Annotated in this window: 7 protein-coding genes; 6 read left to right on the plus strand and 1 reads right to left on the minus strand. The window is 73.2% G+C overall.

What is annotated here, in order from left to right:
- Nucleotides 1-366 precede the first annotated feature (366 nt).
- Both ACFUJR_RS01245 and ACFUJR_RS01250 read left to right on the plus strand, forming a co-directional pair.
- Complete coding sequence (locus tag ACFUJR_RS01245) at nucleotides 367-3,648, plus strand: right-handed parallel beta-helix repeat-containing protein (protein ID WP_383168869.1); 3,282 nt, start codon at nucleotides 367-369, stop codon at nucleotides 3,646-3,648.
- Between the two features lie 67 nt (nucleotides 3,649-3,715).
- Nucleotides 3,716-4,903, plus strand: a complete 1,188-nt coding sequence (locus ACFUJR_RS01250; protein WP_383168863.1) for a S8 family serine peptidase — start codon at nucleotides 3,716-3,718, stop codon at nucleotides 4,901-4,903.
- A gap of 57 nt (nucleotides 4,904-4,960) precedes the next feature.
- Here the strand turns inward: ACFUJR_RS01250 and eccCa are convergent, their stop codons facing one another.
- Nucleotides 4,961-8,920, minus strand: a complete 3,960-nt coding sequence (gene eccCa, locus ACFUJR_RS01255; protein ID WP_383168861.1) for a type VII secretion protein EccCa — start codon at nucleotides 8,918-8,920, stop codon at nucleotides 4,961-4,963.
- Nucleotides 8,921-9,131: 211 nt separating this feature from the next.
- Here eccCa and eccD point away from each other — a divergent pair, with 211 nt between their 5' ends.
- The 4 genes from eccD to ACFUJR_RS01275 all read left to right on the plus strand — a co-directional run bounded on the left by eccD (nucleotide 9,132) and on the right by ACFUJR_RS01275 (nucleotide 12,953).
- Nucleotides 9,132-10,523 carry a type VII secretion integral membrane protein EccD gene (eccD, locus tag ACFUJR_RS01260; RefSeq protein ID WP_383168858.1) on the plus strand — a complete coding sequence of 464 codons (1,392 nt, stop codon included), beginning with the start codon at nucleotides 9,132-9,134 and terminating at the stop codon, nucleotides 10,521-10,523.
- Nucleotides 10,524-10,534: 11 nt separating this feature from the next.
- Entirely contained in the window at nucleotides 10,535-11,992 is a 1,458-nt protein-coding gene (gene eccB / locus ACFUJR_RS01265; RefSeq protein WP_383168855.1) for a type VII secretion protein EccB, read from the plus strand.
- Between the two features lie 200 nt (nucleotides 11,993-12,192).
- The gene (locus ACFUJR_RS01270) at nucleotides 12,193-12,537 is read left to right on the plus strand and encodes a hypothetical protein (RefSeq protein WP_383450171.1); all 345 of its coding nucleotides are present in this window, start codon (nucleotides 12,193-12,195) and stop codon (nucleotides 12,535-12,537) included.
- A 71-nt stretch (nucleotides 12,538-12,608) separates the two neighbouring features.
- On the plus strand, nucleotides 12,609-12,953 hold the full coding sequence (locus ACFUJR_RS01275) for a WXG100 family type VII secretion target (protein WP_383168850.1): 345 nt from the start codon (nucleotides 12,609-12,611) through the stop codon (nucleotides 12,951-12,953).
- The last annotated feature ends 22 nt before the right edge of the window (nucleotides 12,954-12,975 follow it).

Consider the following 12,975-nt stretch of genomic DNA (forward strand, 5'->3'; position numbering starts at 1 on the left):
CGCGGGCGAGAGCCCCGCCCGCCGATCGACGAAGGTTCGGAAACCTTGGGGTGGAGAACCCCGGGCGGCGCGGCGGGACCGCGACGCGCAGCCCGTGCGCCCACTCGCCGCCGCCTGGCGTGAGTCCCGCGGCCGGAGCGGCCCCGCCGGAGCGGCCCCGCCGGAGCGGCCCGCCGGGTCGGGCCCGCCGGTGCGTGCCCCGACGCGCTCCGGGACACCCGCTGACGTTCCGCTCACGTTTGGCTAACGCCCGTTCCCTTAGCGGAGGTTGCTACGGTCGGCGCCTCAGCCAGCAACCCACTTGCCACGTGCCCCCAGCCCTGTTTCCACGGGCGGGGCCGGGAGGGCAGTCACGTGTCACGTCAGATGCTCACCGTCTCCGCCGACGGCACAGGCGACTTCCGCACCATCGCGGAGGCGGTCGCCCGCGCGCGAACCGGAGCCGTCGTCAGCATCGAGCCCGGGCGGTACGAGGAGGCCCTGGTCGTCTCGGTCGCCATCACCCTCGTCGCCGCGGAAGGCCGTGGAACGGTCGAAGTCGCTCCGCGGCGCGGAGTGGCGCTGACCTTCACCGGGGACGCGCTGATGGTCAGCGACCTGGTCCTGCGCGGCCACGACGACGAACTGCCCGTGGTGGACGCCCCGCGCGGGCAGGTCGCCATGGACCGCTGCGACGTCCGCGGCTCGGCCTGGACGGCCCTGTTCGCGCGCGGCAGCGGCTCGCTGGCGCTGCGCCAGTGCCACGTCAGCAATCCGGCGGGTGCCGGTGTGGTGTCCACCTCTCCCGCGGAGACCTTCGTGGAGGACTGCTCCGTCGAGCACCTGGGCACCTCGGCGGTGGTGGCCGGTGAGCAGGGCCGCGTCACGGTGCGCGGCAGCCGGTTGCGTGACGCGCGCGGCAACGGTGTGCTGACGAACGGGCAGGCCGTCATGCACCTGGAGGACTGTGAGATCACGGGCACCGACAAGCCGGGTGTGGCCGTCGAGGAGGACAGCGCGGTCACCTTCACACGTGGCACCGTGCGCGAGGCGGTGGTGGGCGTGCTCGTCCACAGCACCAGGACCGCCGTCCTCGAGGACGTCACCGTGGTGGAGACCGGCGGCCACGGGTTCGTCGTGGGCGCGGGCAGCGCGCCCACCCTGATCCGATGCCGCGCCGAACGCACCTCCGGACACGGTCTGCTGGTGTCCGAGCGGGGCCGGGGAACGTACTCCGACTGCACGTTCACCGGGGCGAAGGACGCCGCGATCCGCGTCACCGGCTACGCGTCGCCGTCCCTCGCCGGGACGGTCGTCCAGGACGCGCAGACCGTCGGAGTGCTCCTCGACGAGGACTCCACGGCGGAGTTCGACCGCCTGCGCGTGCTCGACGCCAAGGGCGCGGGCATCGTGGTGCGCTCGGGTGCCAATCCTCTGTTGCGTCGCGCGACCGTGGCCCGCAGTGGAGGGCACGGTGTGGAGGTCACCAAGGACGGGCGCGGCCGTATGGAGGAGTGCGTCGTCGAGGAGAGCGGTGGATCCGCGGTGCACGTCTCCGGGCACGGCGCCCTGTACGTGGGCGGCGGTCGGCTGCGCGCCACCGGCGGCGCCGCCGCCCGGGTCGGGGCCCTGGGCGCGCTCACGCTGCGCGACACCGCCGTGGAGGAGTCGGGCGGGGCCGGAATCCACGTCGAGGCCGACGGTGAGCTGTCGGCCACGCGCGCCAGGGTCACCGGAGCCGCCGAGCACGGCGTGCTCCTCGCGCCCGGAGCCGAGGCCGTGCTGAACGCCTGCGAGGTCACCGGCTCGGGCGGCGACGGCGTACGCGTCGAAGGCACCGGCCCCGTCTCGCTCGCCGACTGTGCCGTCCGGAGCAACCGCGGCAGCGGGCTGCGCCAGACGGTGGCCGGAGAGCGGCTGGCCGTCGACGGTCTGACCAGTACGGACAACGGCGCCGCGGACGCGTGGGGGAGTGCGGCGGCCGCCGAGGCCGCGGGCGAGGGACGGCTGCCCGCGGGCGCGATGCCCCAGCCCGCCGAGGACAGCGGCCCGGTCGACGAACTGCGGACTCTGATCGGCCTCGAAGACGTGAAGCAGCAGGTGCTGACCCTGGTCAATCTCAACCGGCTCGCCCAGCGGCGCGCCAGCCTCGGGATGCCCGCCCCGCCCACCAGCCGCCACCTGGTCTTCGCGGGGCCGCCCGGCACCGGCAAGACGACCGTGGCCCGCCTGTACGGCTCGATCCTGGCCCAGCTCGGTGTGCTGCGCTCGGGCCACCTGGTGGAGGTCTCGCGTGCCGACCTGGTGGCACAGATCGTCGGCGGAACGGCCATCAAGACCACGGAGACGTTCAACAGGGCCTTGGGCGGCGTGCTGTTCGTCGACGAGGCGTACACGCTGCTGTCGGACGGCGGGGGTTCGGGTGCCGACTTCGGACGGGAGGCCATCGACACCCTGGTGAAGCTGATGGAGGACAACCGCGAGGACGTGGTGGTCATCGCGGCCGGCTATCCCGCCGAGATGGACGGCTTCCTCTCCTCCAATCCGGGACTTGCCTCACGCTTCACCCGGACCGTCGAGTTCACCGACTACACGTCCGAGGAACTGGTCACCATCGTCGAGCGGATGTGCGCCGGTCACCACTACGAGCTGAACCCCGCCGCCCGCACCGCCCTGCACGCACGCTTCGAGGCCATCCCGCGCGACGCGGTGTTCGGCAACGGCCGCACCGCACGCAAGGTCTTCGAGGAAATGGTCGACCGACAGGCCTCCCGCCTGGCCACGCTGACGGACGTGAGCGAGCAGGACCTGTCCCTGTTCGTCCCCGAGGACGTCGGCGTCCCGACCGCGTCCGGTGAAGACTCCGCCGGGAGCCCGCTGGAGCGCCTGGAGTCACTGGTGGGCCTGGCGAACGTCAAGCGCGAGGTGGGGGATCTCGTCAACCTGCTCGCGGCCGCCCGTCGCAGGGCCGCGGCGGGACTGCCCGCCCCGCGGCTGAGCAACCACCTGGTCTTCGCGGGACCGCCCGGCACCGGCAAGACGACCGTGGCCCGCCTGTACGGAGAGCTGCTGGTCTCCCTGGGGGTACTGCCGCGCGGGCAGTTGGTGGAGGTCTCACGCGCCGACCTGGTGGGCCGGTACGTCGGCCACACCGCGCGGTTGACGAAAGAGGTCTTCGAACGTGCCCTGGGCGGGGTGCTGTTCATCGACGAGGCGTACACCCTGACGCCTCCCGGTGGCAGTTCGTCGTCCGACTTCGGGCAGGAGGCGGTGGACACGCTGCTGAAGCTGATGGAGGACCACCGCGACGACGTCGTGGTGATCGCCGCGGGCTACACCGAGGAGATGACCCGCTTCCTCGGGTCCAACCCGGGCCTGGAGTCACGCTTCACCCGGCACGTCGAGTTCCCCGACTACACCTCCGGCGAGTTGGTCACCATCGTCCGTCGCCACGCCGCCGACAACGGCTACGACTGTGCCGGGGGCACCGAGGACGCGCTCCTGGCGTACTTCGACTCGCTGCCGCGCGGCCGGGCGTTCGGCAACGCCCGCCTGGCCCGCCAGACCCTGGAGAGGATGATGACCCGGCAGGCGGGCCGGCTGAGCACGATGGCCGCCCCCGGCCTGGACGACCTGCGGCTGCTGCTGCCACGGGACCTGTCCCTCTGACCCGCGATCCGCCACCGGCCGGTGCGCGACCGGCCATCCTCCCCACCTGGAACGAGGTGCGCCGTCCATGCGCCGCCGTACACCCCTGATCCTGTGCGCCGCGGCCCTGACCGTGGCCACCGTCCTGCCCGCGCACGCCGTCGGAACCGCGGACCCTCCGGTGGCGCTGCCGGGTATGCCCGAGCGCCTGGCGCCCGACCAGAAGTGCACGTCGTTCGCGGGACTTCCGCTCGTGGACGCGCCGTGGACACGGCGCGCGTTGGGGCTCGACCAGGTGTGGCAGTTGTCGCAGGGGCAGGGCGTGACGGTCGCGGTGGTCGGCACCGGCGTCAGCGAGGCCCCCGCCGTGCTCAAGGGACGCGTACGGGCACTGGGAGACGCCCACACCGACTGCGTGGGCAGGGGATCCTTCCTGGCGGGCATCGCCGCCGGGGCCACCGCGCCCGGACAGGGCTTCTCCGGCGTCGCGCCCCGGGCACAGATCCTGGCCGTACGGGGCACGGGCACCCGGGGTGAACCGGATCCCGCCCGCATGGCCGACGGGATCCGGGAGGCGGCGCGGGCGGGCGCGCACGTCATCGCCGTGAGCGTGCCCCTCGACGGGGCGGACCCGCGGGTGCGTTCGGCGATGGCCGACGCCGCACGGGCGGACGCGCTCGTCGTCGTCCCGGCGGCTGCCGACAGCGCGCCCGCGGGCGACGGCGGGGAGGCTCCGCCCGCGCCCGCTCCGCCGCGGCAGGCCCTGGCCGTCGTGGCCACCGGTCCCGACGGCGGCCCCGCCGACCGTGCGCCCCGCTTCACCCGGGCGGACCTGACCGCCCCCGGCAACGCGCTGGTGGGGCCGGGCCCTCGCGGCGACGGCAAGTGGACGGGTTCGGGTGCCTCGCTGGCCGCGGCGGTCACCGCGGGAACGGCGGCCCTGGTACGTGCCTACCACCCCGGGCTCGACGCGCGGCAGGTGCGGGAGCGGATGCTGAGGACGGCGTACCCGGGCGATCTCCCCGCTCTGGACCCGTACGGGGCGGTCGCGGGCACGGCGTCGGGGTCTGCGCCGACACCGCCCGCGAAGGCCGGTGCGGTACGGCTTCAGGAGGCCGAGGACGCGGGCCCGGCCCGGAACAAGGCGCTCCTCGTCGCGGGCGGATCGGCGGGGACGGTGCTTCTCGTGGCGTTCCTGGCGACGATCCTGCCGCGAGGGCGCCGGCGGGGCTGGCGGCCCGGGCGGATCGGAGAGCGGGGCGCGGACGGGGCCTGAGCGCGGCCCGGCGCGGGGCGGGACGGCCTCGCCCCGCCCCCCCCCACTTCGGCCGCGCTACTCCGACTCCTCGGCTTCCGTCTCCGTCGGCAGCGCGAGTTGCACCAGCGCGGCCTTGCGCCGTGCGATCCGCAGGGCACGGCCCGGCGGCAGGATGCGCGGGCGGACACCGTCGAAGACGTAGCCTTCCGAGGTCGGGCAGGACATCAGCAGACCGGCCGCGTTGACCTCCTGGAGCTTGCGGGTGAGCGGGTCCTGACGGGAGGCGCCGGTCGCCGCCCGGGCCAGGACCAGGTGCAGGCCGATCTCGTAACCGAGCGGCAGGTGCGGGATCAGCGGGTCGAAGGGCCCGTCGAACGGCGAGCCGACCATCTCGTAGTCGTCGACCAGGATGAAGAGCCGCGGCCCCGTCCACCAGTCCGCGCGGCGCATCCGGGCCGGTGAGATGTCCTCGGACGGCGTGCGGACGGCCATGGCGCGGGTGACGCCGTCGACGAGTTCGCGCAGCGGGTCGGCTGCGACGGCGTGCCCGAGGCGGTACTCGGGGGGCACGGCCTCCACCAGTTCGCGCCGGTAGTCGACGACCAGGATGCGTGCCTCGTCGGGACTGTGATGGGCGACGATCTGCTCGGCGAGCAGGCGCAGGGCACTGGTCTTGCCGCTCTCGGTGTCGCCGACGATCAGCAGGTGCGGGCTCTGGGCGAAGTCGTGGACGACGGGCGCGAGCGCGGCTTCGTCGACGCCCACGGGCAGCCGCAGCGGAGCTTCGGCAGGAGGCAGCTCACCGACGTCGAACCGGACGGGGAGCATCCGCACGGGCGGTGCGGGCGGCGCGTCCCAGTGCTGGGCGATCCGCTCGACGAGAGCGGTCAGGGCTTCGCTGAGGTCCTCGACGTCCTCGCCCCCGTCGATCCGCGGCAGGGCCGTGAGGAAGTGCAGCTTGTCGGGGCTCAGGCCGCGCCCGGGCCGCACGGGCACGGTGGCCGCCCTGCGGGTGTCGATCGCCGAGTCCATCGGGTCGCCCATGCGCAGTTCGAGACGGTTGCCGATCTGATCACGCAGTGCGCTGGACAGGTCCAGCCAGCGGGCGGTACTCACCATCAGGTGGACGCCGTAGTTGAGGCCGCGGGTGGCCAGGCCGTTGAAGACGGCCATGTCGTCGAACATGTCGCTGCGGACCGTCGACCAGCCGTCCACGACCAGGAACACGTCTCCGAACGGCTCGTCCGGGTACTGCCCGGCCGCGCGCCGCTTGCGGTACGTGGCCATGGAGTCGATGCCCTCCTCCTGGAAGAACGCCTCGCGCCGGTCGAGCAGCGCGGTGACCTCGGCCAGGGTGCGGGAGATCCTTTCGGCGTCCAGACGGCCGGCGACCCCGCCGACGTGCGGCAGACCGGTGAGGCCGAGGAGGGCGCCGCCGCCGAAGTCCAGGCAGTAGAACTGGACTTCCCGTGGAGTGTGGGTGAGGGCGAGCGCGGCGATGAGGGTGCGCAGCACCGTCGACTTGCCGCTCTGCGGGCCGCCGGCGACGGCGAAGTGCCCTCCCGCGCCGGAGAAGTCGATTGTGAGCGGCTCGCGTACCTGCTCGAAGGGCTTGTCGACGATGCCGACCGGCACCCGGAGGCGGCCCCGGTCGGGCGAGCCGGCTGTGGTCAGCCCGAGGTGCGGGGCGGGCTCCAGCGGCGGCAGGAGCGTGTCCAGGGTGGGCGCCGACTCCAGCGGCGGCAGCCACACCTGGTGCGCGGGCGGCCCGCTGTCCCGGAGCTTCTCCAGGGCGAGGCCGAGGAGGGCCTCGTCGCTGTCGGGCTCGGACGCGACCGGGTCGGGCGCGGCGGGCAGGGTGCGTGGTACGACCCAGGCCGTGCCCCAGGGCACCACCTGGCGGGCGATCCGGGCCTGCTGGACGCTGCCGCGCTTGACCGTGTAGGTGCCGGAGACGTACGCGGCACGGAACCGGGTCAGCGCCTCGACGCCGCTCTTGAGGTAGCCGCTGCCCGGAGTGGGCGGCAGGTGGTAGGCGTCGGGCACGCCGAGGACGCCGCGCGACTCCATGGCGGAGAAGGTGCGCAGACCGATGCGGTACGACAGGTGGGACTCCAGCTGGTGCATGCGGCCCTCCTCCAGCCGTTGGGAGGCGAGCAGCAGATGCACTCCGAGAGAGCGTCCGAGGCGGCCGATCATCACGAAGAGGTCCATGAAGTCGCGGTGCGCGGCCAGAAGCTCGGAGAACTCGTCGACGACAACGAACAGCGACGGCAGCGGGTCCAGCGGGGTCCCGGCGGCGCGGGCCTTCTCGTACTCGAGGACCGAGGAGTAGTTCCCGGCCCGGCGCAGCAGCTCCTGGCGTCGGATCAACTCGCCGTGCAGGGCGTCCTGCATGCGCGCGACGAGCGGGATCTCGTCGGCGAGGTTGGTGATGACGGCGGAGGTGTGCGGCAGGCCGTCCATGCCCAGGAAGGTGGCGCCGCCCTTGAAGTCGACCAGGACGAAGTTGAGGGTCTCGGAGGAGTGGGTGAGTGCCAGACCGAGGACGAGGGTGCGCAGGAGTTCGGACTTGCCCGAGCCGGTGGCACCGATGAGCATGCCGTGCGGGCCCATGCCGCCCTGCGCGGACTCCTTGATGTCCAGTTCGACGGGCATGCCGTCCTCGCCTACGGCGATGGGCACCCTCAGCCGCTCCCGGCTCTCCAGCGGACGGCCGAAGAGCTTGGCGGGGACGTGCCGGCGCAGGTCGGATATGCCCAGCAGGGAGGTCAGTTCGGTGTCTGAGGCGAAGGGCTCGGCGGCGACCGCGCCACCGCCCAGGCGGTACGGAGAGAGCCGCGTCGCCAGGGCGCGTGCCCCCTGCGGGCCCAGCATGTCCGGTTGTCCGAGGAGTTGGGCCTGTTCCTGGCGGTCGCGGTCGGTGCGCACCAGAAGGAGACCCTCTTCCGTCAGCCGCAGGCGCAGCGTGCCGCGCGCGGGCTTCCACGCGAAGTTCCCCGACAGGTCGAGCAACACGGTGTTGCGGTAGCCGGGCCCGGAGAGCCGGTGCCCGCCGGGGACGGCGCCGCCGTCGACGACGATCACCATGAACGGCTCCTCGCGGCTCGGTGCGGTGTCCGGATCGAACGGCGGGCGTTCGGTGAAGTCGGCGCCGAGCAGTTCCTCCAGCTCGGCGAGTCCGGCGGCGACGGTACGGGCCGCCCCCGCGCCGTCGCGCTGATAGGTGTGCTGGGCGTGCGGCAGCCACTTGACCCACTCCCAGTCGGCGCGCCGCTCGTCGGAGACGCAGAGCGCGACGGTCAGCTCCTCCGGCGCGTGGAACGTGGCGAGCTGGGCCACGAGCGCGCGCACCATCGCCCGGCCACGCTCCTCGTCGCCCTGGACGAGCACCCGCGACCAGGCGCGCAGGTACAGCGCGATCGGCTGGTCGGGCAGGGTGCCGTACGCCCGGATGAAACTGCGCAGAGCGTGGGCGGACAGCGGTTCGAGGTCCTCGACGGGCTTGGTGGAGAGCGGCGCCAGGCGGGTGCCGAGCTTCTGGTCGCCCACCGCGACGCGCACCTCGGCGAAGTCCTCGTCGGAGGGCCGGCGCTCCCACTGCCGGCTGGTGCCCACCAGCGCCCACAGCGCGGACGGGCCGGGGTGGCGCCAGGCGAGTGCCTTCTGCTGCTCGACCACGGTGCGCCGGATACCGCGCCGGGTCTGAGCCAGGTACCGCAGGTAGTCGCGGCGCTCTCCCTTGAGTTTGCGCTTGCGCTCCCCGGCGCTGCGCAGGAACTGCCCGACGATCATCACCACCGACGACAGCAGCATCATGCCGATGGCGAAGTAGCTGAAGGCGGTGACCTGCCCGGGCCTGATGAACATCATCAGCATCGCGAGCGAGGTGAGGCCCATCGGCAGGTACATCCACACGGCCGAGGAGTTCGGTTCCGCCTCGGGCAGGGTGGGCGGCTCCTGGAGGCTCAGCTCGCCGTCCGGCATGTCGGGGCCCCGCCGACGGGCAGGGCGACGGAACAGGACAGTGCTCAACCGGGATCTCCTCAGTCGCTCGCGCGTGAGGTCCGCGCGTGAGGCGCGCACCGGACGGCGCGCACGGAAGGGGCGGGGTGACCGCTGCGCCGGAGGGCGCACACGCCATACGTACCAGAGGCCACTAAAGGTCGAACGCCAGCACGACGTTAGTCACGCCTGCTCTACTTCGGCCTCCCGACTCCCGGCAAAGAGGTGTTGGCCCCCTGCCATGACTGACACATCGATCTCCGGACTGTGCCGGCTCACGGTCCGGACCCCCCGACGGCTCGTCGAACTCGCCGTGCCCGCTGACGTACCGGTCGCCGACCTGCTGCCCATCCTTCTCGACCACGCGGGCGAAGGGCTCGCGGAGGAGGGCATCGAGCACGACGGCTGGGTGCTGCAGCGGCTCGGCGGTCACCCGCTGGACGACGAGTCCACGCTGGAGGCTCTCGCGCTGCGCGACGGCGAGACCCTGCACCTGCGGCCCCGCTCGGAGACGCTGCCGCCGCTGCACTTCGACGACCTGGTGGACGCGGTCGCCACCACCATGCGCGAGCGCCCGTACGGTTGGGCCGAGCACACGAGCCGCTGGCTGCTGCGCACGGTCGCCGTCGCCCTGCTGGCCGCCGGCCTGGTGGTCCTGGCGCTGCCCGGTGGCGCGGCGCCGCTCCGGGCGGCGGTGGCAGCGGGCACCGCGCTGCTCGTCCTGTTCGGAGCCGCGTCGGCCAGCCGCGCGGTCGGCGACGCCGCCGCGGGGGCGGCGCTCGGCGCCCTCGTACCGCCCTATCTGGCCCTGGCGGGAGCCTTGTTGCCGGTGGGCGAGCCGAGCCCGCAGGTGGTCGGCGCGCGCCTGCTCGCCGGGTCGGCCGCCGCCGCGGGAGGCGCGGTCCTCGCGGTCGCCGCGGTCGCCGCCTTCGTACCGCTGCTGGTCGGCATCGCCGTCGTCGCGCTCATGGGTGTCGCCTGGGGCTGCCTGATGCTGCTCCTGGACGTGCCCGCCGCGCACGCGGCGAGCATCGTCGCGGTCTTGGCGGTGGCGTTCGGCGGTCTGGTTCCCGGGATGTCGTTCCGTCTCTCCGGCCTGAGGCTCCCGCCCCTGCCCACCAACGCCGAGCAACTGCAGGAAGGTATCGAGCCCCACCCCAACCAGCGGGTGGTGGACCGTACGGCGCTCGCCGAGGAGTGGATGACCGCCCTGTACGGGGCAACCGGCCTGGTGTGCGCGGGGGTGGTGACGGCGCTGGTCGTCGACCGCCCGAGCACCGCCGCGCTGGTCACCGCGGCGGTGCTGGGCGTCCTGCTGCTGTTGCACGCGCGTGGCGTCGGCCATGCGTGGCAGCGCCCGGCGCTGCTCCTGCCCGGCCTGTACGGGCTGGTGCTGCTGTCCGTACGTCTGGCCGGTGACCTCACCGTGGAGCGGCGCCCAGCCCTCGTCGCAGCGCTCCTCGCCCTCGCCGCGTCGGCGGCGATCGCCTCCTGGACGGTGCCGGGCCGGCGTGTGCTGCCGCACTGGGGCAGGGCGGCCGACATCCTGCACACGCTGTGCGCCGTCGCGCTGATCCCGCTGTCCCTGTGGGTCCTCGGCCTGTACTCCACGCTCCGCGGCGTCGGCGGATAGGGGCGGGAGACATGCAGTCGAAGCGAGACCAGGTCCAGGCCCACATGTTCGTGATGGGCCGGCTGACCAGCGGCATGCTGCGCAGCGATCCGGACGCGCCCGAGTCGCCCGTGGGCCGCACCAACCGCGGGCTGGTGTGGGGAATCGCCCTGGGCGTCGTGCTGGTCGTCGGGTTCCTCCTGTTCGGAATGATCTCCCCGTCCGGCACGAAGACGTGGCGCCAGGAGTCGGCCCTGATCGTCCAGAAGGACACCGGCACCCGCTATCTGTACCTGGACGGGGTCCTGCGCCCGATCCGCAACCACGCCTCGGCGAAACTGATCGCCGCGGACAGGCTCAAGCCGATCCAGGTGTCCGCCGCCTCGCTCGCGGGCGAACGGCACGGCCCCCCGGTCGGCATTCCCGGCGCGCCCGACGCCCTGCCGTCCCCCGCGGACCTGGAGCAGGGCGCCTGGCAGGTGTGCGCGAACCCACCGGCGCTGACCGGTGCCGACGGCTCGGAACGGCGCCCGGTGACGTCGCTTCGGCTGGGCCTGGGGACGTCGGGCCGCTCGCCGGCCGTCGGCCAGGGCGTCCTGGTCCAGGCTCCGGACGGCAGCCGCTTCCTGCTGTCGGGTGACCGCCGGCTGCGCCTGGGCGAGCACGGCGCGGCGCAGGCGCTCGGCTACGCGGGTACGGCTCCGCTTCCCGTGTCGGCGGCGTTCCTGGACAGCGTCCCGGCGGGTCCCGACCTGACGCCCCCCGAGGTGCCCGGACGCGGCGCCCCCGGCCCCACGATCGGCACCGGCCCGAGCCGCACCGGCCAGGTCTACGCGCTGACGTCCCCGGGCGCGGCGCCGCAGCACTACCTGCTGGAACGCGGCGGTCTGCGCCCGCTGAGCGAACTCGCCGCAGCTCTCGTCCTGGGGGACGACCGTACGGCGAGGACGGCCTACCCCGGTGCCACACCGACCGCCCTTCCGCTTGCCGCAGCGGATCTGACGCGACATCAGTCCGATGATTCCGGCAGGGATCCGGCGAACTGGCCGACACGGGTGCCGACGGTACGCGCGCCGGGCCCGGGAACATCGGTGTGCGCGCAGATCCAGCCGGAGGGCACGGCCCCACGCGTGGGCATCGCCCTGGTGCCCACCGGACCGGCCCTGTCGGCGCCCCCGGCGGGCCCGGACATCGCACCGGCGTGCCTGGCGGTGGACGCGCTGTCGGTACGGCCGGGAGGCGGCGCGCTCGTTCAGGCGCTCGGCGCGGGCGGGGCGGTGATCGGCGCCACCACGTACCTGGTGACGGACGTGGGCGTGAAGTACCGCCTTTCGGACGCCACTTCGATGGAGCGGCTGGGGTTGAAGGGCGGCCGCGCCCAGGCCGTGCCGTCACGGCTGCTCGACATGCTGCCGACGGGGCCGACGCTGGACGCGGTGGTGGCGCGGGGTGAGACCACGGCGCGGCCCGAGGTGTCGACGTGTCGCTGAGGGCTCGGCGGCGGGACGAGCGGGCGACGTGTGGCATACGTCACTGTGCCGCGTCGCGCGGGCGTCTCCGGCGGGGCCGACAGCACTTCGTTAGCCGGGCATTAGGCCGACCGTCGAGACTCGAAGACCTCGCCTCGAGGTACGCGTCGGTGAGCACCGCGCGCGTCCCCTCTCCCCTCCTCCACAGGAAGGCCTCGGTCATGGCCACCCCACCCGGGAACATCCAGAGTTCGTCCCAGTCCGAGAACCAGAGGGGCAACACCGCCCTCACCCAGGCCAGGACGCAGATCCTGCGGTCCCAGGACCACGTGAAGACGACGATGGGCTCGCTGGTGCGGTCCTACGGCGGTGCGGACGGCCTCGCCTACCGGCAGTTGCTCTCCGACTGGAGCGGCCAGGTCGACCTCATCGTCCGCAACATCGACCAGATGATCCAGAAGCTCCAGGAGACGGGCACGCACCAGTCCAAGCTGCAGGTGAACACCGGCGACCAGATCAGGAACGCGGGGCTCACCAACAACGCGTTCAACCAGCTGATGGGCTGATCGATCCCGGCCCCGTCGTACCCGTTCCCGTACCCGTACCCGTTCCCGTCCGCTCCACCGAAGGAGGACCGATGGCCACTCCCGCCGGCTACGACCACAGCAACAAGACCGACGGTCAGATCTACGTCGAGTACAAGTCCGTCGACCAGGCCGCTGACGACATGCGGCTGCAGACGGACCGCATCAAGCAGTTGGTGACCGCGCTCAACGAGGAGCTGACCGGCCTGTTCGGCGCCTGGCAGGGCGCGGACGCGGCGACGTACACCTCGATCCAGGGCCAGTGGAACAGCGCGGCGACCGCGCTGGGCACGATCCTGCAGAGCCACAGCGCGACGCTGAACGACATCACGGACCAGTACCGCCGGCACGAGGCGCAGACGAAGGACAACTGGGAGGGCGTGCGGATCGGCCGGTGAGCGGCACCGGAACCCCACACCC

Origin of the sequence: Streptomyces sp. NPDC057271, assembly GCF_042668715.1 — a bacterium.
Lineage (GTDB): Bacteria > Actinomycetota > Actinomycetes > Streptomycetales > Streptomycetaceae > Streptomyces.